Raw genomic sequence first — 24,311 nt, forward strand, 5'->3', positions numbered from 1 at the left:
CGCCGGAACACCTCGCGAGGCGTTTCGCGCCTATGCGGTGGCGCAACATCGTCCGATACAATCCTCTTCCCCTGAATCGAGTCCCTCTTCCTTGAATCTCGTCGATCTCGCCCCGGACACGATCGCGCGTCTGCGGGAAATTCCCTACAACTACACCTCGTTCTCCGACCGGAAGATCGTGATCCGGATGCTCGGCGCTCGCGCCTGGGATCTGCTGGGCCATCTGCGCGAGGAGCGGCGTACGGGCCGCTCTGCCCGGATGCTCTTCGAGGTTCTCGGCGACATCTGGGTCGTGAGCCGCAACCCGTATCTCGAGGACGATCTGCTGGCCAATCGCCCGCGACGTGCGGCCCTCGTGCAGGCGCTCCATCATCGGCTGCACGAGATCGAGAAACGGAGGACCAGCGACGACCCGCGCGTCTCCGAACTGCTCGGCCTGGCGCGCGAGGCCGTGCGCGCATTCGAACAGGAGTTCGAAGACGTCGCCGCCCTTCGCCAGAAGGCGCTCCGTCGGCTCGCCCGGACGACGCGCAAGGACAACATCGCGTTCGACGGGCTCGCCCGCGTGTCCCACGTCACGGATGCCACCGACTGGCGGGTCGAATACCCGTTCGTCGTGCTGTATCCGGACACCGAGGATGAGGTCGCCGAGATGGTCCGGGCCCTCATCGAGCTCGATCTCACCATCATTCCGCGAGGCGGCGGCACGGGTTACACGGGCGGGGCGGTGCCGCTCACGAAACGTTCGGCCGTGATCAACACGGAGAAACTGGACCGGCTCTCGCCGATCGAGCATGTGGTGCTTCCGGGAACGGCCGGCGCCACTCCGACGATCCACTGCGGCGCGGGCGCCGTTACGCGCCGCGTGATGGAAGCCGCCGAGGCGGCAGGCCTCGTCTTTGCCGTGGATCCGACCTCCGCGGACGCATCGTGCATCGGCGGCAACGTTGCCATGAACGCGGGCGGCAAGAAGGCGGTCCTGTGGGGAACTGCGCTGGACAATCTCGCCTCCTGGCGCATGGTGGACCCCGCCGGACATCTGGTCGAGATCACCCGGCTGGATCACAACCTCGGCAAGATCCACGATGCCGCCCTGGCGCGCTTCGCCATTCGCAGATTCCGCTCCGACGGGCGGACGCCGGAGGGAGAAGCGCGAATCCTGGAGATCCCCGGATCCCGTTTCCGCAAGGAAGGGCTGGGCAAGGACGTCACCGACAAGTTCCTCGCGGGCCTTCCCGGCGTGCAGAAGGAAGGCTGCGATGGAATCATCACATCGGCCTCTTTCATACTGCATCGCATGCCCCGGCACGTGCGCACGGTATGTCTGGAATTCTTCGGACAGGTCCGGGATGCCGTACCGTCCATCGTGGAGATCAAGCGTCACATGGATGCCCGGCCCGGGGGCGCGGTGCTCGCCGGCCTCGAACACCTGGACGAGCGCTACGTGAAGGCCGTCGGATACGCCACGAAGGCCAAGCGCGGTGTCCGCCCGAAGATGGTGCTGCTGGCCGACATCGCCTCCGATGACGAGAACGCGGCGGGCGGCGCTGCCTCCCAGGTTGTCCGCATCGCCAACGCGCGCGGCGGTGAAGGCTTCATCGCGGTATCGCCGGAGAATCGCCGGAAGTTCTGGCTGGACCGCGCGCGCACCGCTGCAATAGCCAAGCACACGAACGCCTTCAAGATCAACGAGGACGTCGTGATCCCGCTGGAACGCCTGGGCGAATACTCCGACGGGATCGAACGCATCAATATCGAGCTTTCCCTGCGCAACAAGATCGCGCTGATGGGCGAGCTGGAGAGCTTCTTCGGCGGTCCGTTGTCAGTGCACCTGAGCGGCGAGGCGATCTCCGCGGCCGATCTGCTTGGCGGATTGCCCGAGAACGCCATCGGCGTGTGCCGCGATGCGCGGGAACGCTGGCAATGGCTGCTGGAAAACCTGGACGAACCGGCGGGCGGGTACGCCCGGTTCCTCGCCGCGCGCGACACGCCTTCCGACCCGCTTCGCGGATCCGGCGAGCTCGCCAATCGCACCGTGTTTCGCACGCTGCAGGACTATTCGCTGAGGGTGTCGTGGAAGTCGGAGGTCCGCGAAGCATTGATGCAGCTCTTCGACGGCCGCGCCTTCGACGCGATCCGGGCGGAGATCGACTCCATCCACAAGCGGGTCCTGAAGAGCCGTGTCTTCGTGGCGCTGCACATGCACGCGGGCGACGGAAACGTCCACACGAACATCCCCGTCAATTCGGACGACTACGCGATGCTGCAGGCGGCGAACGCCGCCGTGGGCCGCATCATGGTGCTGGCGAAGTCGCTGGGTGGCGTGATCTCGGGCGAACACGGCATCGGCATCACCAAGCTCGACTTCCTGGAGCCCGGCGAGATCGAGGCCTTCCGCGCCTACAAGGCGGAGGTGGACCCGCAGAACCGCTTCAATGCAGGCAAGCTGATGGCCGGGGCAAATCTGGACAAGGCCTACACCCCATCCTTCAACCTGCTGGAGCTGGAGAGCCTGATCCTGGAGCAGAGCGCGATTGGAGAGATCTCCGATTCGATCAAGGACTGCCTGCGCTGCGGCAAGTGCAAACCGGTGTGCTCGACGCACGTGCCAAGGGCGAATCTGCTCTATTCGCCCCGCAACAAGATACTGGCCACCTCGCTGCTGATCGAGGCGTTCCTCTACGAAGAACAGACCCGGCGCGGCATCTCGCTCATGCACTTCGACGAGTTCGGCGATGTCGCCGATCACTGCACCGTGTGCCACAAGTGTGTGAATCCGTGCCCGGTCGACATCGATTTCGGCGATGTCTCCATGGCCATGCGGGGATTCCTCCGCGCTCAGGGGAAGAAGAAGTTCAACGCGGGAACAGCCGCGTCGATGTTCTTCCTCAATGCGACCGATCCGGCGACGATCAAGCTCGTCCGCACGGCGATGATCGACTGGGGCTACCGCGCCCAGAGAGCGGGGCACGCGTGGGCGAAACGTCTCGGATTGATCCAGCGGCAGACGAGGCAGCCGCCGGCCACGCTGGGCAGGCCGGAAGTGAAGGCCCAGGTGATTCACTTCCTGAACAAGCCCATGCCGCGTTCCGTCCCCCGGAAAACGGCGCGCGCGCTGCTGGACATCGAGGACAAGACCATCGTCCCGGTGATCCGGGATCCGCGCAAGGCGGGCGACGACGCCGATGCCGTTTTCTATTTCCCGGGATGCGGCTCCGAGCGCCTGTTCAGTCAGGTGGGCCTGGCCACCCAGGCGATGCTCTACCACGTGGGCGCCGTCACGGTGCTTCCGCCGGGATATCTGTGCTGCGGCTATCCGCAACGATCCGCCGGCGAGACGCAGAAGGGCCAGGCCATTTCTACGGACAACCGGGTGCTGTTTCACCGGGTCGCGAACACGCTCAACTATCTGGACATCAAGACCGTCATCGTCTCGTGCGGCACGTGCATGGATCAGTTGGCGGGCTACGAGTTCGACCGCATCTTCCCTGGCTGCAGGCTGCTCGACATTCACGAGTACCTGATGGAAAAGGGCGTGAAGCTCGAAGGCGTGACCGGCACGCGATACATGTATCACGACCCTTGTCACACGCCGATGAAGACGCATGCCCCCATCAAGGTCGTGAACCGCCTGATGGGTTCGGACGTGAAGCCGAGCGAGCGTTGCTGCGGCGAATCCGGGACCCTCGCGGTGACGCGCCCCGACATCTCGACTCAGGTCCGCTTCCGCAAGGAGGAAGAGATGCGCAAGGTCGCGGGCAGTCTGCGCGAAGACGGGTTCCCAGGCGAGATCAAGGTGCTCACGTCCTGTCCATCCTGCCTCCAGGGACTCTCGCGCTACAACGACGATTCCGGCACGCAGGCCGATTACATCGTCGTGGAGATCGCCCGTCACGTGCTGGGCGAGAACTGGCTCGACTCCTACGTGGAACAGGCCAACCGCGGGGGCATCGAGAGGGTGCTGTTGTGAGTGCCGGAGGCTGCGTGTTCTGCGAGTCCGCCGGGGGAGAGATCCTGTGGCGGGACGAACTTCTCCGGATCGTGCTCGCGCCCGAGCCGGATTACCCCGGGTTTCTTCGGGTGGTATGGCGCGCGCACGTGCGAGAGATGACCGATCTCCCGCCGGAACATCGGGTCAGGCTGATGGAGGCGGTGTTCGCGGCCGAACAGGCGCTGCGCACGGTCGTTTCCCCCGACAAGATCAATCTGGCGAGCTTCGGCAACGTCGTGCCTCATCTGCACTGGCACGTCATTCCGCGGTTTGGCGACGATCCGCATTTTCCCAGCCCCGTCTGGGGGACGCGTGTGCGTGAGCAGCCGCATGCGCTCGCAAACGATGCGCCGGAACGTCTGCGCAGCCACTTCGCTTCTGCCCTCGGTCCTGGGAATTGAAATCAGGATGTCCCACCACCGCCATTTTCATCCCGCACCCGGCGCAGGCTTGCAGTGGAAGACCACGTCGATGGGCCTCGCTTTGCAGGAGATGACGCAGTGAACGAGTCGGTCCTTGGCTTCTACGACCGGATGGCCTCGGAATACCACCTCATGTTCGGCGACTGGCGATCGGAGGTACGTGCACAGGGCGCGACTCTGGACCGTCTGCTGCGTGTGGACGAACAGCCGCTCCGTGTCCTGGACTGCGCGTGCGGCATAGGGACCCAGGCGATCGGTCTCGCGCTCCAGGGTCATCGAGTCCACGCGACCGATCTGAGCCCGGCCGCGGTGGCTCGAGCCCGCTCGGAAGCAGAAGCGTTCGGTGCCACGCTGACCTTCGGTGTCGCGGCATTCCAGTCGCTTTCCGGCGAGGTTCCGGAACAATTCGACGTGGTGGTGTGCTGCGACAATGCGATCGCGCACCTCATCGATGATGCGGATCTCGTCCATGCGTTGCACGAAATGCGATCCCGGCTCGTTCAGGGGGGGCGACTGGTGGTGAGCATCCGGGACTACGATCGGCTGCTGGAGCCGCAAGGCTCGCCTGCGGACCCGGGACTGCCCGGCATGGGATCCGCGGCGACATCGGCGCTCCCCGCGGGCACCATGCCCAGGGTGTTCGACGGGGAAGGAGGGCGACGCATTGCCTTCCAGGTGTGGGACTGGACAGAGGACCGCCGCAGTTACGCCGTGAATCAGTTCTTCGTGAAGAGCGCGGCGGAGGGCTACACGACAAGCCACTACGTATCCCGTTTCCGGGCTCTGCGCCGCGCGGAATTGACCTCGGCACTGCGGCAAGCCGGCTTTCTGCAGACGCAATGGCGGATGCCGGCAGAGAGCGGGTTCTATCAACCGTTGGTGATCGCCTCGCGAGACTGAGCGTTCGCGGCCGTGAGCGACTAGCGGATCGCTGAATTCGCCATGGATCGGGAGGGGGACGGAAGAATGGCCTGAACCATCCGTTCCGGCGGAAAGACAGCGCGGAAGACGCTTCCCTTGCCCGGCTCGCTCTCGATTTCGAGGTGGGCCTGGTGACGTGACAGCACATGCTTGACGATGGCGAGTCCCAGCCCCGTTCCGCCGGTTTCCCGCGAGCGGCTCCGATCCACCCGGTAGAACCGCTCGGTCAGACGGTCGATGTGATGGGGCTCGATGCCCAACCCCGTATCACGCACCGAAAAGACCGGGCTTCCCGACGACACCTTCCAGCAGATGTCGATCTGTCCGTGTTCGGGGGATCGCGTTGCTGACGAAGTTGCCGAACGCGCTGCGAAGCTCTTCGAAATTCCCGCGCAGATCGTTCGGCGTCTCGATCCTCACCCGGATCTCGTGCCGGCCGTTCGACAGGGCAAGGGCATCCTGATACAGCTGCTGCAGCAGGTCGGCGACGTGGACGTCCTCTTCCCGCGGCGGCGCGTTGGTGCTTTCCAGCCGCGACAACGTCAGCAGATCCTCCACCAGGCGGCTCATTCGCACCGCCTGCTGAGTCATGAGCTTGATCGAACGCTGCATCATGTCCGGGTCCGCTTCGGGCATGTCGCTCAGCGTCTCCAGGAAACCCGTCAGAACGGTCAAGGGCGTACGCAGTTCGTGGGAGACGTTGGCGACGAAGTCCCGTCGCATGGTCTCCAGCCGCTCTCCGCGGGTGATGTCGCGGCCCAGCAGCAGCTTTTCATGGTCCCCGTAGGGCACGACCTGAACCGACAGGATGGTCTCCATTCCACCCGGGTTCACCTTCATGACGAGAGGAGCCGAGAAATCGTCGCCCTGCAGATAGTCCACGAACTGCGGCTGGCGAAGCAGATTGGTCACCTGATGCCCGCGATCGCGACGGGCGTCCAGCCCGAAATGAACGTTCGCCCGCGGATTGCACCACTGCAGGCTGTTGTTCTCGTCGAGAATGATCACCGCTTCCGGTAGCGCAGCCCCCGCTTTCTGGAAGCGGGTAAGCGCTTCCTGGAGACTCGCCTCCGTCTGCGCCTGGGTCTTCTGCATCCGCAACAGCCGCGAAAAGGCCAGCGCCCACAGGCCGCTGCCTTCGGGAAAGTTCTCTGCCTTGGGATCGAGGATCCAGCGCCGGAACAGCGAGAAGTTATACAGCTGGTGCAATAACATGCCTGCGAGCAGCACCGTGGTCAGGAGCAGGCCGGCGACCGGACCGGCCACGAGCCACAGCAGGGCGCCCAGGCCGAGAATGGAACCGATGACGGCAGCAGGGCGCCGCCAGGGCCTGTTCACGGTGAACACCTTGCGACGGTGCCATGGGAGGGCCGGGCGCCCGTCATCGGGTTTTTCCCGCGGGTCCGCTGCCGGCTGACACGCTGGCCATGGTCACCCCCTGTGGGTCGAAGGACGGTCGAAGTGCGCGGTCGCGCCGAAGGTCCATGCTGGGCGTTGCTCCCGTTCTGCCATCGCGAACTTCCGACGGCAGCGCGTTTCCCGCGCATGTCGATCAGACCTTGCTTCACCGCCTTGATTATCGCACCGGGTTCGGGCACCAGGACGTTCAGAGCGACGCCGACATCCTGTAGCCGGTGCCCCGCACGGTCTGCACCAGATTGTCGAGGCTGACGGGTTCCAGCGCCTTGCGCAAACGCCGGATGTGCACGTCGACGGTCCGTTCTTCCACGAAGACGTGGTCTCCCCATACCTGATCCAGCAACTGCGCGCGCGAATGCACCCGCTCCGGGTGGGTCATCAGGAAGTGGAGAAGCCGGAATTCCGTGGGGCCGAGATCCACTGGCTGTCCGGCACCCGTGACGCGATGGCTTGCCGGGTCCAGTTCGAGATCGCCGATGCGCACGAGATCGTCGGTCATCTGGGGTGCCCGCCGGCGCAGAACCGCCTTGACGCGGGCATTGAGTTCCCGCGGAGAGAACGGTTTGGTCACGTAATCGTCCGCGCCCGTCTCCAGGCCCGTCAGTTTGTCCTGTTCATCCGAACGGGCCGTGAGCATGATGATGGGTATCTGCCGGGTCCGCCGGTCTGCCCGAAGGCGCCGCGCGAATTCGACACCGGACATCCCGGGCAGCATCCAGTCCAGCAAGACCAGATCGGGGAGTTCCCCCTGGACCAGCGAAAACGCCTGCTCGGCGCTTTCCGCCTTGAGCAGCTGGTGCCCTGCCTGCCGCAGGTTGTACGAGATGAGTTCCTGAATCGCCGGTTCGTCTTCGACAACGAGAATCGTGGCCGCCATGCATGTCTCCCGACTTCGACAACGTCGACGGGATGATATGAACAAATTGTTGCAGAACCGTGACCGATCAGGGCGAGGCCGGCGATCGCGTGAGCTCGATTCGTTGCGGTTTCAATGGCCAGACGCCACGAGAGATCACGCGGCCGCCTTCCAGTACCAGCCAGCTTTGACCGCCATAGTGAGGCAGCAGACGCCCGAGCGTCCGAAGATCGGCCATCTCGTCGGCTTCCACGACGACGATGCTGCCGGCGGGCGACTGGGCCGTCCACACACGGGCAGACTTGGACGAAGGAAGCGGCGGATGACTGATCCCGGGATGCCGGGCAAGGAATCCGGCCACGGCCGAAGCAGGCCCGACGATGATGGCTGCGCCAGCCGCGGAGTCGAACTCCGGGACGGGTCGCGGCGCCGTGTCGGCGAAACGCTCGGCGAGCGTTCCCGCCGCCGTGCGGTACGACTCGTCCGGCGACAGGACCAGGAGACTTGGCCGTTCGGCCGCCATGACATCCCGAAGGATGGGGAGCGCTTCCCGCGAAGACAGCCGCCGCAAAGCGTCGGCGTCGGGGTCCAGAATCACCTCGGCAGGCTCGAAGCCAGTGACCACTTCCACGGTTTCCTCTTGTGCGCTTGATGTCACGGCAATGCGCATTTCCTTGCCAGGTGCGCGGACAGCCACGGGGACCCGGACGGGTCGGATAGCGCCTTCCTGACGTAGGATCAACCGCACACCGGCTCGACCCGCGATATCGATGGTCCGGGCGTTGTCCATGCGGACCACCGGAGTACCGGATGTGTCGAGCCACGCGCTGAAGAAATCGTCGAGATCCGTGCCTGAGACCTTCGACCACGAATCGCGCAGATCTTCCCAGCGCGCCCGCCGGAACCGGAACCGCTGCCACAGGTCCCTCACGCCGGCATCGAAAGCAGCAGTTCCGATGGTCTCCCGCAGCACGTGGAACAGCATGGCGGCCTTCTGATAACCCAGCACTTGGGAGGCGGCGTGGGTCCGGGACCGGAATTCGGAGAGGGCGCCGTCCTGCCCGGGCGGAACGGCTGCGATGTCTCGCAGCCATCCGGCGCGCGCGGCCCGGGCAGCCTCGGGTCCCTGATCTTCCTTGTACCGGTAGTCGGCCATGAAGGTCGTCAGGCCCTCCGACCAGTTTCCTCCCGACGGGTCCGGGTAGACGCCGTTGCCCCACCAGCAGTGGAGCACTTCGTGACCCAGGGACGTGGAACGGATGAACGGCAGCCGGAGCGCGTCCTTTCCCAGGTAGGTGAGACCCGGCATGCCGAACCCGGTGGGCGTGGGGCTCGCCACGACGCTGAAACCGTCGAACGCATAGGGTCCGATCCAGGCTTCGTAACGCTCGATGTGACCGGCGACCGAATCGAGGTAGCCCGGAGCCAGATCCTCCATGCCGGGAAAGAACCACGTCCTCAGTCTCAACGGCCGGCCACCCGACGCCATCACCATCCGCTCCTGAACGACATACGGGCCCGCCATCAGATCGATGCCGTCCACCGGCTGCGCGAACTCGAACCTTGCCGTGGTGCGGCGGTCTTCGAACCGCTCCTCTTCGAGATGCCCGGGTACCAGCCCCCTTTGCCCGGGGGGCAGGACCAAGGTCAGCCGGTAACGCATGAGAAGACCGTCGACGCCGGGATACCACCCCGACGAAGCGGGCAGAAACGTTCCTTCGATACCGGAGGCCGCAGCCGTCGGCCCCAGCGTCTGCCGGTGGTCGATCCCGGGCTCGACCGCTGCGAGCTGCCCCTGCCACGAGACTTCGATCTCGGTGGGGCGGGTCGACGCCGGAACGATCCATTTCCGGGCCGCCCCGCCTGGATCTGCCTGAACCAGGAGACGTCCATCCGCTCTGGCTTCACCGTCCAGAGGCGCTGCCAGACGGAGCATGCGAGCCTCTCCGGCAGGGACGACCACCCTGCCCCGTGCATCCAGCCACCGGGAGACGGGATCCAGAGTCACTTCGAAGTCGACGTCGACGACCTGTTCCTCGATCGCCCTGACCTCCACAGCGGACAGCGCGATGACCAGGAACAGGCTTGCCGCGCTCCGCAGGACTTCTCCTCTCATCACGGCTCAGCCGGAAACCGCGCGACGACCTCCAGCACCTGGCCGTCGCGCAATACCTGCATCGGCAACCACGATCCGGGTGGCTGCGCCCGAACGCGGTCGATCACGTCCTCCGACTGCCGACACGGCTTGCCCGCCACCTGCATCAGAACATCACCTCCCCTGAGGCCGGCGGCCGCCGCGACACTGCCTTCCACGACGTCCCGGATGGATACTCCCTGATCGTGTGGGGCGAGCCACACACCGAGCTTGGGGGGGACTGCCGCGGGATCCTTGCCCGGTATGACACCGAAAACCGCTGTCGCGTAGCCGGATGGCCAGTCTGCACACTGTCCGTGCGCATCGGAGGGCAGCAGCGTGACGACCCCGGACACGCCAAGATCGTTCAGCTGGCGAGGCACTCCCCAACCGTGGATCACATGCCCGCTTCCGAGGACGCCGACCACCCGTCTGCCAGGATATCGCTGCAGGGCCTGCGCAATGCCGGTCGCCATGGCGCGGTCCCAGGTGAGCTGGGACTCGACGAACCGGTGGAACCTTTCTTCTCGCGCGCCTTCACCTTGTTCCGTTGCCGCGCCCGGGTGCTGGACAAAGCTGCCCTTGAGGTAGTCACGATAGGATTGCGAAGGAGCCACCGGCCGCGAAATGCCCATCGCACGCAGTTCGGAAACCGCGTCGATGCCCTCCTCTGCGACACGCCGGATGAGCGCGGAATCCACGTTCACCGCAATCATCGGAATTCGATTCATGCGGGCGAAGTGGAACAGCGGAAGATAGAGCTGGGGATCGAACCGCCAATGGCGCGACCAGCCGGACTCGCGCAGGAATTCCTTTTCCGTGAGCTCGCCCGCGATCCAGAGATCCAGAGCAGGTTGCACTTCGCGCGGGAACATCTCCAGGGCAAGGACGAGCGGACCGGGCTGCGCCGAGAGAGCCGCCAGGGTCTGCAATTGCCAACGGTGATGATCCATGCTGTCGTGCCGCTCGCCCAGCAGGACGACCTGCGCGTTCAACGCAATGGACACGACATCCGCCGTGACGAGGGGAGCCCTGTCAGGCGCACCGGGAACGGTCCACATTCCAGGGGGAGGGCATCCGTCATCCTGGGCACGGATGAGGGGCGAAGCGCAGAGGACGAAAAGGGCCACCGGAACAACGATCAGGAGACGGAACATCTTCGGCTCGATCCTCATGACATGCCGCGCATCTCCGGCCGGCCCGCAGCGGGCGGCCGATGTCGCAGGCCGTCGAAAGGGTATCATCCGATTCCCCGATCCTCTTCCATCCGCTTGCTTTCTTACCGATGCCCTCGACCAGCAGCCGACCGACGGACATCGTCCTTCATCAAGCGTCCCGTGTGCTCGAAGTGGCCTTCGACGACGGAAACCGGTTCCGCTTTCCTTGCGAGTTTCTCCGGGTGTTCAGTCCGTCGGCCGAGGTTCGCGGTCATGGGCCGGGCCAGGAAGTACTCCAGGCCGGCAAGAAGGACGTCAACATCTCCGCCGTGGAACCCGTCGGCGCCTACGCCGTGAAGCTGGTGTTCACCGATGGCCACGACACGGGGCTCTATTCCTGGGACTACCTTCACGAACTCGGCACATCCCAAGACCGGTTGTGGCAGGGATACCTGGAACGGCTGCAGGCCGCGGGCGCTTCCCGGGACCCGGCGGGCGCCGTGAACCTTCACAAGTTCGGCGCTTCCCGCTCCGCGGTCCCGCCACGTTTTCAGAATCCGCCTACCGATGAGTAAGACACACTTCGGCTACCGCCAGGTCGACGAGGACGACAAGGCTCACCGCGTCGCCGACGTCTTCAAGGCGGTCGCGCCCCGCTACGACGTGATGAACGACCTCATGTCGGCGGGACTGCATCGCCTGTGGAAGCGTTTCGCTGCGGACGCCTGTCTCCTGCGTCCGGGTCAACGCGTGCTGGACGTCGCGGGGGGCACGGGCGACATGACCCGGCACTTTGCCCGCCGTGTGGGCACCGAGGGCAGCGTATGGCTGACCGACATCAACGGCGCCATGCTCGGTGCGGGCCGGGATCGCCTGGTGGACGAAGGCCTCGTCGTTCCTGCCGTCCAGTGCGACGCGGAACGTCTGCCATTTCCCGACGGCATCTTCGACTGCGTGTGCGTGGCCTTCGGCCTGCGCAACATGACCCACAAGGACCGCGCCCTCTCCGAGTTCCGCCGGGTGCTCCGCCCGGCCGGCAAAGTGGTCGTGCTGGAGTTCTCGCGGGTGTGGAAACCGCTCGCACCACTCTACGATGCGTACTCCTTCACCGTGCTCCCGGTCCTCGGCGGGCTCATCGCAGGCAGCAGGGATGCGTACAGGTATCTTGCGGAATCCATCCGCGTCCACCCGGGCCAGGAAGAACTCAAGGAAATGATGGAAGCGGCCGGATTGTCCCGCGTCGAGTACTTCAACCTGTCGGGTGGTGTCGTGGCCGTTCACCGCGGCTGGGTCGATTGAATCCAGTCCCCGGCCGCTCATGCTGAATCGACAGGCAGCCGCTGCCGTCAACCATCTGCTGGAACCCGCAGGATGGGCCCGCAAGACATTGGAGCCCTTCGCGGGCGCCATCGTCGCGATCGAACTGGGTCCGTCGCGACTGCGCCTGGCGATCGGCCCTGATGGCATGGTGAATGCCGCAACAGACCCCGATACCGCATCGTTGACGGTTTCGCTGGACCTCCTCACCGCTGCCCGCATCGTTGCCGGAGACGTTTCGGCCAGGTCCGAGGTACGCACCCAAGGCGATGACGAACTGGCGCGAGCGATGTGGCACGTCGCCTCGAATCTGCAGTGGGACTACGAGGACGATCTGTCGCGCATCACGGGCGATGTCCTCGCCCATCGCATCGGTGAATTGCTGCGTTCCGCCGGTCGCGCCTCCCGCGACTCCGCATTGCGCGCGGGATTGGCCGCGAGCGAGTACCTCACCGAGGAAGGCCGGATGACTCCGCCGCAGGCGGAACTCAACGCCTTCGCCGAGGACGTCGACGCTCTGCGGGATGCCGTGGCTCGCCTCGAACAGCGTATCGCGGCGCTCGGCCGCTGACGGGCCTCGAACCGATGCGGCCGGCAACCGTCGTGATGCAGTGGGCAAGACTGGCCAGGATACTGGTGGTGGCCACGCGATCGGGGCTGGACGAGTTCGTTCTGGCGCATTCGTCCTTGCGCTGGTTGCGACCCTTCACGCGGGCCGCCACGTTCTGGCGGAAGTTCGATCTGCCCAGAGGGGCCCGCCTGCGCCGGGCCCTCGAAGACCTGGGACCCATCTTCGTGAAGTTCGGCCAGGTACTGTCGACGAGACGCGATCTTCTTCCCGTGGACATCGCAGACGAGCTTGCACGGCTGCAAGATCGGGTGCCCCCCTTTGCCACGGAGCAGGTGCTGGAAACGCTGCAGCGCGTGTACGGCAAACCCGTCGACGAGGTGTTCGCTTCCTTCGAGCGGAAAGCCGTGGCCAGTGCATCCGTCGCCCAGGTCCATTTCGCGGTACTGCCCGACGGGCGCGAGTGCGCCGTCAAGATTCTCCGGCCGGGCATCGAACGCATCATCACGCGCGACCTGGCGCTCCTCGACACGGCCGCCACCTTGATCGAAACGGTCTGGGCCGATGGGCGCCGGCTGCGCCCGCGGGAAGTGATAGGCGAGTTCAAGAAGCATCTGCACGACGAACTGGATCTGTTGCGGGAGGCCTCCAACGCAAGCCAGCTTCGCCGCAACTTCCGGGGTTCCGATCTGCTGTCGGTCCCGGAGATCTACTGGGACTGGTGTTACACCGAAGTGATGGTGATGCAGCGCATGCGGAACGCCGATCTCCCAGGTGCGATCGCTCCGGGACCAGGGCATCGACATTCCGAAGCTCTCGCGGATGGGAGTGGAGATCTTCTTCACCCAGGTCTTCCGGGATGGCTTCTTCCATGCCGACATGCACCCCGGGAACATCCTGGTGAGTCCCGAAGGCCGCTACATCGCCCTGGATTTCGGCATCATGGGCACCCTGACCGACGTCGACAAGAACTACCTCGCCCAGAACTTCCTCGCGTTCTTCCGCCGCGACTACCGCCGCGTGGCGCAGGCGCACGTCGATGCGGGCTGGGTGCCGCCCGGAACGCGCGTGGACGAATTCGAATCCGCCATCCGGGCGGTGTGCGAGCCGATATTCGACAAGCCGCTGAAGGAGATCTCCTTCGGCAAGGTGCTGCTGAGACTCTTCCAGACAGCCCGCCGGTTCAACCTCGAAGTTCAGCCGCAGCTGGTGCTCCTGCAGAAGACTCTGCTCAACATCGAAGGCGTGGGCCGGGAGCTGGATCCCGATCTGGACCTCTGGAAGACCGCCAAGCCCTTCCTCGAGCGCTGGATGTCGGAGCAGGTGGGGTGGCGCGGATGGTGGCGCAGCGCGCGCGAGGAAGCCCCGTACTGGGCGAGCGCGATACCGCAGCTGCCGCGGCTCGTGCACCGCGCGTTGTCGGAGCCGTCTCCTCACGAACTGGAAGCGGCGCTCCGGCGGATGCTGCAGGAGCAGAAACGCCAGACCCGCTGGCTGACCGGGCTTGCGGCCCTTCTGGCGATCACGGCGGTCCTCGTGGGCGTTCTCCTGTCGAGATAGCGCTCCGATCGGCTTTCCTGGTCGGGTTCGTCTCGTTCCCTGGTCGGGTTCGTCCCGTTCCCTGGTCAGGGGCTTCCCGGGACGCTCCGGCCACGACCGGCGGACATCTGTCATGAACCTGCCGCCCCGCCGTCACAAAAGATTCACATCGTCTGAACACAATCCAGGGCGTTCCGCTGCCACTGCGGGCGCCTTCGGGTGCCTGGCACGGCCCCCCTCAGCCAGGAGACAGGATTCATGTTCCGACCCCATCCATCGTGCAACCGCCTCACCCCCGCGCGCCTCGCCGTGCTTGCGTTCCTCGCCGGGAGCCTGAACCTCGGCCAGACGGTCCTGGCTCAGGAAGAAAGCTCCGCCGAGCCGGCCGTCAAGAAGGACAAGATGACCGAACTTCTGGACAAGCTGAAGGACAAGGGCGTCATCGACGAAGCCGAATACGACGAGCTGTCCGGAAACACGCCGGAAGGCCGCGCGGAGGCCCGCGCGGAACGCCGCCGTCAGGCGCTGAAGCGTGCCCAGGAGGAGGAGAAGGAGAACGCCCGCAAGTCGTACTACAACCTCCGCTGGAACAATGGACTCGTCTTCGAGACGCCGGACCGCGCGAGCGCGGTGAGCCTCTCCGGCCGCATCCACGCCGACTACCGGTCGTTCTTCGACGATTCCGCGTCCAGCACCTTCGACATCCGCCGCGCCTACCTCACCCTGTCCGGCAAGTGGAACGAGTGGATCACCTGGGACGTCACGGGGGATTTCGCCCAGTCCACGACGACGCTCGATGTCGCCTGGTTCAACCTGGCCTTCAGCGACCGCGCGCAATTGCGCTTCGGCCAGTTCAAGATGCCCATGACCATCGAGGAACTGACCAGTTCGCGATTCATCGACTTCCAGGAGAGGTCCTTCGTCAACAAGAGCGCGCCGGCCAAGGAACGCGGGATGATGCTCCACGGTGTGCCGATGCCCGGAACGACGTACGCGCTCGCGCTGTCCACCGGGCAGGGAAAGAACAACATCGAGACCACGCCTCAGTTCGACCGGCCGGACGTGATCGGACGTGTCTCGGCGAACTTCGCCGAGTTCCTCGGCGCGCAGAGCCGCAACATCTACCATCTGGGCGCGTCCTACTCGCAGGGCACCATCGCTCCGGGAACACTCTCGGTCGGAACCGAGCCTCGCAATGGCGGCAGCTTCTTCTCGACCAACGCGTTCACCGGCACGGGTGTGGACCGGATGCGCATGGGACTCGAGGGCGTGGTCGCGCTGGGGCCGCTCAAGTTCCAGGGCGAGTGGATGAACGTCAACTACAGGGGACGGTCCGCCGCCAACGTCGCCTACGATCGCGACATCGAGAGCCACTACGTGAGCGTCCTGTGGATGGTGACCGGAGAAAGATACGCCGACGCCTATCGCAACGGCGTCTTCGGCCGGATCGTGCCCTTCACCAACTTCACCCCCGGCGGCACCGGCACAGGCGCCTTCGAGCTCGGCTTGCGTTACAGCGCGTTCAACGGGAGCGATTTCACGACCGCCAACGCAGCCGGTACCGGCGTGCTGAGCTCGGCAACGGCAGCTTCGAATCAGGCCACCGCCTGGACCTTCCAGGCGAAGTGGATCGTGAACCCCAACGTGCGCTTCATCTTGGACTATGTGGATACCGAGTTCGGCAATCCGGTCCGTTTCGCCACGGGCAACGTGACGACGGAACACGAGCGCGCCCTTACGATGCGGGCCGCGCTGGATTTCTGACCGTTCCAGTCCCGGGGCAGTCCGGATGCCGCGGATTGCCCCGAATCACATCCCGATGTCGGCGAGTCGCGCCTGCCGCACGAACCGCCTTCTCACCAGAGAGAACACGACCGGCACGAGCAGCAGGGTCGCCACGGTGGCAAGCACCAGGCCGCCGATGACGGCCCTGCCGAGAGGCGCGTTCTGTTCGCCTCCGTGCCCCAATCCGCTGGCCATGGGCGCCATGCCCACGATCATCGCAAAGGCAGTCATCAGCACGGGGCGCAGCCGCGTGCTCACCGCTTCCAGCGCAGCCGCTGAAGGCGGCAGCCCGTCGGCCAATCTCTCGTTGGCGAACGACACCAGCAGCACGCTGTTGGCGGTCGCCACACCCATGGCCATGATCGCACCCATGAGTGAAGGAACGTTGAGCGTCGTGCCGGTTGCGAAAAGCATCCATACGATCCCGCACAGCGCGCCGGGCAGAGCGCTCACGATGATGAGTGGATCGGTCCACGACTGGAAGTTGATCACGAGCAGCATGTAGACCAGCAGGACGGCGAAGACCAGGCCAGCGCCCATGCGCGTGAAGGAATCACGCATGCTTTCCGCCTGGCCCGCGATCTCGATGCGGGTGTTGTTCTTCTGTGCTTCCGCCTTGGGTCGAAACTCCTCCACGACCTTCTTCACCTCGGCAGCCACTCCGCCCAGGTCCCGGCCCTGCACGTTGGCGTACACGTCGAAGGCCAGTTCCGTATTCACGTGGTTGATGATCGCGGGCACGGAGGCACGCTTGACCGTGGCGACGTTTCCGAGCGGTATGGTGGGAGACTGGCCACGGCCGGGCAGTGGTATGGAGAGGACGGCATCCACCGAGTCCAGCGTGGTGAAGTGCGGCTGCACGACCACGACCTGATACGGCCTCCCGGTTTTCGGATCGTTCCAGTAATTCGGCGTCACCACCACGCTGGAACTCGCGGAAATGAGGAAGTTCTCGGCGATCTCGCGCTGCGTGAACCCCAGCTGCGCGGCACGCGGCCGATCCACGTCGATCTTGAGCGTGGGCTGATTCATCACCTGATGCACGTGGACATCCACGGCCCCGGGGATGGCGCTCATCTTGTCGGCCAGCGCCTGCGCCAGCTTGTGATTCCTGTAATCGCCGCCCAGCAGCTTCACGTCGATGGGCGCCGGCAATCCGAAGTTGAGGATCTGGTTCATCATGTCGCCCGGCTGAAAGTAGAACAGACAGTCCGGGAACGCCCGGGGCAGCCGTTCGCGCAGGCGCCGGACGTACTCTGCCGTCCCGGTCGCATGTTCGGCCTTCAGCGAAACGAGTATCTCTCCGTCGCTGGAGGTGATGGTGACGTTGTCGCTATAGGCCAGGTTGGTCGACGGCGGAATGCCGATGTTGTCGATGATGACGTCGAGATCGGCGGGGTCGACGATGCGCCGTATCTCGTCTTCCACCTGCGAGAAGATCGTCCCGGTGTCCTCGATGCGCGTGCCAATGGGCGCGTTGACGTGGAGCCGGATCTGTCCTGCGTCGACCGTCGGAAAGAAGTCCTGCCCCACCCTGGGCAGAACGACGCCCGTGGATATCAGCAGCGCGGCGAATCCCGCGAGAACGACCACCGGCCGCCGCAGGCCCGCGTCGACGACCCCGAGGTAACCGCGCCGGAAGCGATCGAAACCCCGCTCGAAGGAGGCATGCCAGCCGCTGTGCGGCGCGTCGGCATGTTCCCGCAGGAGCCTGCGCATCATCACCGGCACGACCGTGCGGCCCAGCAGGTAGCTCGAGACCACGGCAAACACCACCGCGAGCGCCATGGGAATGAAGAGGTATTTCGCGGCACCCGTCAGGAGCAGCACCGGCAGGAACACCACGCAGATGCAGAGCATGGACACGAATGCAGGCACGACGATCTCGCGCGCGGCATCGAGGATGGATTCCGTCATCTGCTTGCCCATGGCGAGGTGGCGGTGCGTATTCTCGAGGCTCACGGTGGCATCGTCGACAAGAATGCCCACCGCGAGCGCCAGACCGCCCAGCGTCATCAGATTGAGGGTGTATCCCGACGCCCCCAGCAGGACGATCGAAAGCAGCACGGCGAGGGGAATGGTCGTCATCACGATCACGGTGGACCGCCAACTGCCCAGGAACAGCAGAATGAGCAGGCCGGTCAGGCCTGCCGCCAGCAGACCCTCGGTCACGACCGCCTTCATGGCATTGACCACGAACACCGACTGGTCGAACAGGAAGGACAGTTTCAGACCTTCCGGCAGATTCACGCGGCCCAGCCGTTCGCGCACCTGCCGAACGATGTCCAGCGTGGAAGCACCGCCGCTTTTCAGCACCGTGAGCAGGCTCGATTTGCGGCCGTCGTGGCGCACGAGGCTCGTCTGCTCGTTGAATCCGTCGCGCACGGAAGCGACATCGCGGATGTAGATGACCTTGTCGCCGATCGTCCTGACCGGGAGATGCGCGATCTCGGCGATCTTCTCCGGGCTGTTGTTCAGTCCCAGGATGTATTCGCGGGAACCGATCTGGGTGGAGCCGGTGGGCAGATTGACGTTCTGGCGGTTCAGCGCGTCGTTGATGTCCTTCACGGTGATGCCGCGGGCCTGCATCTTGTCCGGCTCGGCGTCGATCATCACCAGGCGCGGCCGGCCGCCGTAGGGAAGGGGAACGGTGGCGCCTTGCACGGGGACCACTTCGTTCCGCACCAGCCACAGTCCCTGGTCGTACAGTTCCTGCTCGGTGAGGGTGTCGCTTCCCAGTGCGATCTGCAGGATCGGCACGCTGGAAGCGTTGTACTGCACGATCTGCGGAGGGGTCTGTCCCGGCGGCATGCGCCGGATGATCGTCTGCGAGGTCCCCGTGATCTCCGCCATCGCCTGGTCGATCCGCACGTTGGGCTGGAAGTAGATGCGGATGACGTTCTTGCCGTAGATCGTGTGCGACTCGATGCGCCGCACGTTGCTCACGGTGGTATTGATCTGCTGTTCGGAGAAGACGGTGACCTGCTTCTCGTATGCATCCGCCGGGATGCCCACGTATTGCCAGATCAGCGTGACGATCGGCTCGGTGATCTCGGGAAAGATGTCCTTCGGAATCGGTCGGACTCCCGGCGCGCCGACGATGGCGACGATGCCACCCAGCAGAATTGCCAGCGCCCCGACCATCACCGTGTAAGGGCGCAGGAGCGCCAACCGCACGAGCCACATTGCAACCTCCCATGGAGGCGTTTGCTCGCCGCCTCTCGTTTGTTACAGTACGGTGAAAGCTTTGTTACAACAAGATCCGATGTGCGAGCTCCATCCGCACTTGTCCGGCAAGCGATCTTGGAGGAGGAAGTTGCCCATGAATGCTCTGCGCGCCGTGGAACGTCTGCGTCGTTGGCTTCACACTGGAAAAGGTTCCGGGGGTGCTGCCCTCACTGTCGCGACGATCGCCGCCGCCGCGGTCCTGGTGGGACAGGCGCCCGACCGTTCCGCGATCGCCGCCGCCGCACCGCAGGCCGAGAAGCCGCGCGTGAGCTACGTGGAAGCAAAGCGCGGCAAGGATTCCGCCCACGTCACGCTTCCAGCGACGCTGCAGGCCATGCAGGAGGCGACCCTGCACGCGCGCACGAGCGGCTATGTGAAGAAGTGGACAGCCGAGATCGGCGACAGGGTCACGCGCGGCCAACTCCTGGTGGAGATCGAGGCACCGGAACTCGACCGCGAACTGGAGCAGTCCCGGGCGAACCTCGGGCAGATCCGCGCGCAGCTCGATCTCGCCCGCGCCACGGCCACCCGCTACCGGGCTCTCGTCAAGGACGAAGCGGTCTCGTCGCAGGAAGTCGACGAGAGGCTCGGCGCCCTCGCCGCGCGCGAGGCCGACCTCGCGTCCGCGACGGCCAAGGTGCGGCAGCTCGAGAGCCACAAGAGCTTCCAGCGCATCACCGCTCCTTTCAACGGAACGATCACGGCGCGCAACGTCGAGATCGGATCGCTCGTGACGGCGGGCAGTCTCAACACGGTGCCGTGGATGTACAAGATGGCCCAGGACGACACGATGCGGATCTTCGTGAGCGTTCCCCAGAGCCAGCTGGCCGCCGCGACGCCGGGGGCGGAAGCCGAACTGTTCGTGTCGGAACTGGGTTCCAAACCCATCGCGGCGAAGGTCGTCCGGCGTTCCGGAGCCTTCGACCCCGCCACGCGCACCCTGCTGACCGAGCTTCAGGTGGACAACCCCGGGCACCGGATTCTCCCCGGCATGTACGGACAGGTCAGGCTGCACGTGAAGTACGCCGAGCCTCCCCTCCTTGTTCCGGTGAATGCCCTTCTCGTGAGCGGCGACGGTCTGCAGGTGGCCGTCATCGGTGACGCGGACGTGGTGCAGATGCGCAAGGTCAAGCTGGGGCGGGATCTCGGCAAGGAAGTGGAAGTCCTGGAAGGACTGAACGATCACGAGCGTGTCATCAACAATCCGCGCGACAACATCGTGGACGGCCTCAGGGTGACCGCGGTGGCTGCGCCGGTACCGGCCGACAAGAGCAAGGACAAGGAGAAGGAGAAGGAGGCCCCCAAGGACGCAAGACCGGCGGCGGGCACGAAGCCATGATCGCCCGGCGGTGCCTGGCCGTCTGCACGCTGTTCGCTTCCAGTGCGTGCACGGTCATGGGTCCGGACTACAAGCGTCCGCCGCTTCCGGTTCCGCAAACGTTCGAGCACACGGGGCCGTGGCGTCAGGCGGCCCCCTCCGATCTCATCGCGCGTGGCGACTGGTGGCGTCTGTTCCAGGATCCAGTCCTGGACGATCTGCAGGAGCGGGCGCGCCGCAGCAGTCCCACGCTGGCCATCCATGTCGCCCGAATCGATCAGGCGCGGTCGATCCCCGGTGTCGCCGGGTCGTTTCAATATCCCGACGTCGGAGTGGGCGCCACTGCCGGGCGTTTCGGTGCCTCGGGCAACCGGCCCGACCAGCCCGAGAAACGTCCGGGCAATCACGAATATCAGAGCGGGTTGTACCGTGCACCCATCACGGCGGGATACGAGATCGACCTGTGGGGCCGGGTAAGGCGGTTGAACGAGTCTGCGCGCGCCCAGGCGGACGCGGCACTCGCGGAATACCAGACGGTCGCGCTCTCCCTGGAAGCGGAGATCACGACGCTGTATCTGCGGCTGCGGCAGACCGAGGAAGAAAGACGTCTTATCGGAGCGAACCTCAGTCTGCAGCGGCGTGCCCGGGACCTCACCGTGGCCCGTCGCAATGGCGGTCTTGCCACGGAGTTGGACGTGGCCAGACTCGACACGGAACTGGCGCTCACCGAAGCGGCAGCCGAGGACGCGAGGAGGCGCCGCGACGATCTGGAACTTGCCCTGGCCAGCGCCGTGGGGGAGATTCCAGAAGGCTTCCATGTCGCCGAATCGTCCTTCGCCGGGGTTCCCCCTGTCGTCCCGGTCGGATTGCCGGCCGATCTGCTCGAACGCCGGCCTGACGTCGTCGAAGCGGAGCGCCGTCTCGTGGCCCGCAATGCCGACATCGGCGTCGCGCAGGCCGCCTACTTCCCGGCCATCCGCCTGACCGGCAGCGTCGGTTTCGAGAGTGGCGAACTGTCCCAGTTCCTGCAGGGCGACAGCCTCATCTGGTCCATGGGAGCTTCGCTGTTCCAGCCGGTATTCAATGCAGGTCGGCTGCGCTTCGATGCGGCACGGGCGAAGGCGATCCACGCCGAAGCCGTAGCGCAGTACCGGCTTCGCCTGCTGAGGGCCTTCCGCGAGGTGGAGGGTGCGCTGGCGGCATTGCACTCGCTGGACGATCAGGCGCGATTGCAGGAGGGCGCCCGGACGAGCGCCGCGAAAGCCGTCCGCATCGCCGAATCGCGCTTCCGGGCCGGGCTGGTCACGGTGCTGGAGGTGATCGACGCGCAACGCTCGGGACTCCGCGCCGACAGGGAGGCCCTGGCAGTGCGTGGCAACCAGATGGTGACCACGGTGTCACTGGTGAAGGCGCTGGGCGGGGGGTGGGAAGCGCGTTCCGCGGAACCGGCACGGTCCGCGGCCTTGTCCCCCTAGTTGTCGCGAGGCCGGACCCGCGGACCATGGCCGCGGTCGCGGACATCTGTCCCGGGCCTGGCGGGGAAATCCGGCTTTTCCATTGAAAATCGGGACCTTCTGCGAGGCTGCTTTGCTACAATGCGCCGGCTTTTTTGCGCCGCATCGTAATGGCCCTCCTAGAGATCCGGAACGTCACCAGACGCTTCGGCGACTTCGTCGCCGTGGACAACGTCAGCCTCGCCATCAATGCCGGCGAGTTCTTCACCCTCCTCGGACCTTCCGGTTGCGGCAAGACCACGCTGTTGCGGATGGTCGCCGGTTTCGACTCCCCCGATGGGGGCAGCATCGTCATCGACGGACGGGACATGGCCGGCGTCCCGCCGGAGGACCGGAACGTCCACACCGTCTTCCAGAGCTATGCGCTGTTCCCGCACATGACGGTGGCGCAGAACATCGCTTTCCCGCTCCGCATGAGCAAGTGCCCGCCCGGCGAGATCGAAGGACGGGTGAAGGAGGCCCTGGAAGACGTATCCCTTTCGGGGATGGACAAGCGATATCCGAACGAACTTTCAGGGGGCCAGCGCCAGCCGTGTGGCCGTGGCCCGCGCGCTGATCAACCGCCCGAAGCTGCTCCTTCTCGACGAACCGCTCGCCGCTCTCGATGCCAAGCTGCGCGAACGCATGCAGCTCGAGCTGATCACGCTGCAGAAGGAGATCGGGATCACCTTCGTGTACGTCACCCACGACCAGGAAGAAGCGCTGGCCCTGTCGCACCGCATCGCGGTCATGAACAAGGGCCGTGTCGAGCAGCTCGACGAGCCGGCGGTGATCTACGGGTCGCCGCGCAACCGCTTCGTGGCCGATTTCATCGGCGAGTGCAACCTGTTCGAATGCACTGTCGAATCGTTCGAGGGCAACGGCTTGCGCCTCGAAGTGCCGGGACTCGGGCAGGTGGTGAGCTCGGGCTCGAACGGTGCGGCCGCGGGAGCGAAGGGGACGCTGGCACTGCGGCCGGAGAAGATCTCGATCGGCCGGGAACTGCCTGCCGCCGACTGCGCGAACCGGTTTCAGGGGAAGGTGTTCGACTACCTGTACACGGGCGACGTCACCCTTTACATCGTGGAGGTCGAGGGCGGCCGCCGGGTGGAAGTGATGCTTCCCAACAATGCGGTTGGACGATCCTCGAAGTTCTTCGAACCGGGCGACGCCGTGCAGATCGCCTGGCGTGACGATGCCGGACACTATCTTCACGGCTGAACGGCCGATGCGCTCGAGCGTTGCCGGTGCGAGGAGTCCCCACCCGACGGCGGGCCGGCGATGAAACCGTCCGTGCAAAGATGGCTCGTCAGCGGCCCGCCCCTGCTGTATCTCCTCGTCTTCTTCGCCATCCCGTCCCTGATCATGGTGGTGGCGTCCTTCCGCTATCCCGGGGAGTTCGGTGGACTGGCGCCGCTCTTCGGAACGGGCGATCCCGACGAACTGGCCGGATTGACGATCGAGAGCTACCAGCGCTTCGTCGACGACCCGATCTACCTCGAGCTCTTCTTCAAATCCTTCGTCTACGCCACGATCACCACGCTGCTGTGCCTCGCGGCCGCCTACCCGCTCGCGCTCATGATCGCGCGCAGCCCGAAGAAGTATCGCGACGTGCTGGTCCTGCTGGTGATCCTGCCTTTCTGGAGCAACTTCCTCATCCGGGTCTACGCGTGGATGATCATCCTGGGCCCCCAGTCCGCGTTTGCCAAGACCGTCAATGGCGTGATCGGCCTGTTGGGCGGCGATCCCGTCCCGCTGCTGTTCTCGCCGGTGGCCGTGCTCGTGGGACTCGTCTACGTCCACCTGCCGTTCATGGTCCTGCCGCTCTACGCGAACCTGGAGAAGCACGATCCTGCGCTGCTGGATGCCGCGCAGGACCTGGGCGCCGGACAGTGGGCCCGCTTCTGGCGCATCACCTTCCCCCTGTCCCTCCCGGGCGTGTATGCCGGCGCCGCGCTGGTGTTCATCCCCGCCTTGGGCATCTTCGCCATCCCGGACATCCTGGGCGGCACCGACGGCATCCTGATCGGCAACCTCATCAAGCAGCAGTTCTACGACGCTCGCGACTGGCCGTTCGGCTCGGTGCTGTCCATCGTCCTCACAGCGGCGGCGATCCTGTTCGCGGCGGGTGCAGCGTGGATCGCCCGGCGGCAGAGGTTCTGA

General features: G+C 65.3%; 15 protein-coding genes and 3 pseudogenes. 12 read left to right on the top strand and 6 right to left on the bottom strand.

Annotated elements, in window-relative coordinates; translation table 11 throughout:
* The first annotated feature begins 127 nt into the window (after positions 1-127).
* From IPK20_04100 to IPK20_04110, 3 genes and pseudogenes are all read left to right on the top strand, one after another.
* Positions 128-3,970, top strand: a pseudogene (locus IPK20_04100) (FAD/FMN-binding oxidoreductase).
* The gene (locus IPK20_04105) at positions 3,967-4,392 is read left to right on the top strand and encodes an HIT family protein (protein ID MBK8015967.1); all 426 of its coding nucleotides are present in this window, start codon (positions 3,967-3,969) and stop codon (positions 4,390-4,392) included. The pseudogene IPK20_04100 and the gene IPK20_04105 overlap by 4 nt, the downstream one beginning before the upstream one ends.
* Before the next feature lie 99 nt (positions 4,393-4,491).
* Entirely contained in the window at positions 4,492-5,313 is an 822-nt protein-coding gene (locus IPK20_04110; GenBank protein MBK8015968.1) for a class I SAM-dependent methyltransferase, read from the top strand.
* 20 nt (positions 5,314-5,333) lie between these two features.
* Here IPK20_04110 and IPK20_04115 read toward each other — a convergent pair whose 3' ends face one another.
* From IPK20_04115 to IPK20_04135, 5 genes are all read right to left on the bottom strand, one after another.
* Positions 5,334-5,636 carry a hypothetical protein gene (locus IPK20_04115; protein ID MBK8015969.1) on the bottom strand — a complete coding sequence of 101 codons (303 nt, stop codon included), beginning with the start codon at positions 5,634-5,636 and terminating at the stop codon, positions 5,334-5,336.
* Positions 5,602-6,672 (bottom strand): DUF3329 domain-containing protein, encoded by a 1,071-nt coding sequence (locus IPK20_04120; protein MBK8015970.1) that lies wholly within the window; start codon positions 6,670-6,672, stop codon positions 5,602-5,604. The genes IPK20_04115 and IPK20_04120 overlap by 35 nt, the downstream gene beginning before the upstream one ends.
* Before the next feature lie 268 nt (positions 6,673-6,940).
* On the bottom strand, positions 6,941-7,630 hold the full coding sequence (gene phoB / locus IPK20_04125) for a phosphate regulon transcriptional regulator PhoB (protein MBK8015971.1): 690 nt from the start codon (positions 7,628-7,630) through the stop codon (positions 6,941-6,943).
* 67 nt (positions 7,631-7,697) lie between these two features.
* A complete protein-coding gene (locus IPK20_04130; GenBank protein MBK8015972.1) occupies positions 7,698-9,725 on the bottom strand; it encodes a M1 family peptidase in 2,028 nt (675 codons plus the stop codon).
* Positions 9,725-10,900 carry a ChaN family lipoprotein gene (locus tag IPK20_04135; protein ID MBK8015973.1) on the bottom strand — a complete coding sequence of 392 codons (1,176 nt, stop codon included), beginning with the start codon at positions 10,898-10,900 and terminating at the stop codon, positions 9,725-9,727. The genes IPK20_04130 and IPK20_04135 overlap by 1 nt, the downstream gene beginning before the upstream one ends.
* A 128-nt stretch (positions 10,901-11,028) precedes the next feature.
* Here IPK20_04135 and IPK20_04140 point away from each other — a divergent pair, with 128 nt between their 5' ends.
* The 5 genes and pseudogenes from IPK20_04140 to IPK20_04160 all read left to right on the top strand — a co-directional run bounded on the left by IPK20_04140 (position 11,029) and on the right by IPK20_04160 (position 16,088).
* Complete coding sequence (locus IPK20_04140) at positions 11,029-11,475, top strand: DUF971 domain-containing protein (protein MBK8015974.1); 447 nt, start codon at positions 11,029-11,031, stop codon at positions 11,473-11,475.
* Complete coding sequence (gene ubiE, locus IPK20_04145; protein ID MBK8015975.1) at positions 11,468-12,199, top strand: bifunctional demethylmenaquinone methyltransferase/2-methoxy-6-polyprenyl-1,4-benzoquinol methylase UbiE; 732 nt, start codon at positions 11,468-11,470, stop codon at positions 12,197-12,199. The genes IPK20_04140 and ubiE overlap by 8 nt, the downstream gene beginning before the upstream one ends.
* A gap of 19 nt (positions 12,200-12,218) precedes the next feature.
* The gene (locus IPK20_04150; protein ID MBK8015976.1) at positions 12,219-12,788 is read left to right on the top strand and encodes a hypothetical protein; all 570 of its coding nucleotides are present in this window, start codon (positions 12,219-12,221) and stop codon (positions 12,786-12,788) included.
* A 35-nt stretch (positions 12,789-12,823) separates the two neighbouring features.
* A pseudogene (gene ubiB, locus IPK20_04155) lies at positions 12,824-14,345 on the top strand (ubiquinone biosynthesis regulatory protein kinase UbiB).
* 237 nt (positions 14,346-14,582) lie between these two features.
* On the top strand, positions 14,583-16,088 hold the full coding sequence (locus IPK20_04160) for a hypothetical protein (GenBank protein ID MBK8015977.1): 1,506 nt from the start codon (positions 14,583-14,585) through the stop codon (positions 16,086-16,088).
* A gap of 45 nt (positions 16,089-16,133) precedes the next feature.
* Here the strand turns inward: IPK20_04160 and IPK20_04165 are convergent, their stop codons facing one another.
* Positions 16,134-19,295: an efflux RND transporter permease subunit gene (locus IPK20_04165; protein ID MBK8015978.1), complete on the bottom strand. Its 3,162-nt coding sequence runs from the start codon at positions 19,293-19,295 to the stop codon at positions 16,134-16,136.
* 136 nt (positions 19,296-19,431) lie between these two features.
* On the opposite strand from IPK20_04165, the gene IPK20_04170 reads away from it, so the two are divergent.
* The 4 genes and pseudogenes from IPK20_04170 (at position 19,432) to IPK20_04185 (ending at position 24,311) form a co-directional block, all read left to right on the top strand.
* Entirely contained in the window at positions 19,432-20,676 is a 1,245-nt protein-coding gene (locus IPK20_04170) for an efflux RND transporter periplasmic adaptor subunit (GenBank protein MBK8015979.1), read from the top strand.
* Complete coding sequence (locus tag IPK20_04175; protein MBK8015980.1) at positions 20,673-22,130, top strand: efflux transporter outer membrane subunit; 1,458 nt, start codon at positions 20,673-20,675, stop codon at positions 22,128-22,130. The genes IPK20_04170 and IPK20_04175 overlap by 4 nt, the downstream gene beginning before the upstream one ends.
* 149 nt (positions 22,131-22,279) lie before the next feature.
* A pseudogene (locus tag IPK20_04180) lies at positions 22,280-23,369 on the top strand (ABC transporter ATP-binding protein).
* Between the two features lie 60 nt (positions 23,370-23,429).
* Positions 23,430-24,311, top strand: coding sequence for an ABC transporter permease (locus IPK20_04185; protein ID MBK8015981.1), 882 nt, complete (start codon positions 23,430-23,432; stop codon positions 24,309-24,311).

The sequence above is a fragment of the Betaproteobacteria bacterium genome (genome assembly GCA_016713305.1).
Classification (GTDB): Bacteria; Pseudomonadota; Gammaproteobacteria; order Burkholderiales.

Bases quoted from the DNA above. Each gene is read 5' to 3' on its own strand.
- phoB (MBK8015971.1), bottom strand. From the start codon at position 7,630: ATGGCGGCCACGATTCTCGTTGTCGAAGACGAACCGGCGATTCAGGAA.
- IPK20_04130 (MBK8015972.1), bottom strand. From the start codon at position 9,725: ATGAGAGGAGAAGTCCTGCGGAGCGCGGCAAGCCTGTTCCTGGTCATC.
- IPK20_04135 (MBK8015973.1), bottom strand. From the start codon at position 10,900: ATGTTCCGTCTCCTGATCGTTGTTCCGGTGGCCCTTTTCGTCCTCTGC.
- IPK20_04140 (MBK8015974.1), top strand. From the start codon at position 11,029: ATGCCCTCGACCAGCAGCCGACCGACGGACATCGTCCTTCATCAAGCG.
- ubiE (MBK8015975.1), top strand. From the start codon at position 11,468: ATGAGTAAGACACACTTCGGCTACCGCCAGGTCGACGAGGACGACAAG.
- IPK20_04150 (MBK8015976.1), top strand. From the start codon at position 12,219: ATGCTGAATCGACAGGCAGCCGCTGCCGTCAACCATCTGCTGGAACCC.
- IPK20_04160 (MBK8015977.1), top strand. From the start codon at position 14,583: ATGTTCCGACCCCATCCATCGTGCAACCGCCTCACCCCCGCGCGCCTC.
- IPK20_04165 (MBK8015978.1), bottom strand. From the start codon at position 19,295: ATGTGGCTCGTGCGGTTGGCGCTCCTGCGCCCTTACACGGTGATGGTC.
- IPK20_04170 (MBK8015979.1), top strand. From the start codon at position 19,432: ATGAATGCTCTGCGCGCCGTGGAACGTCTGCGTCGTTGGCTTCACACT.
- IPK20_04175 (MBK8015980.1), top strand. From the start codon at position 20,673: ATGATCGCCCGGCGGTGCCTGGCCGTCTGCACGCTGTTCGCTTCCAGT.
- IPK20_04185 (MBK8015981.1), top strand. From the start codon at position 23,430: ATGAAACCGTCCGTGCAAAGATGGCTCGTCAGCGGCCCGCCCCTGCTG.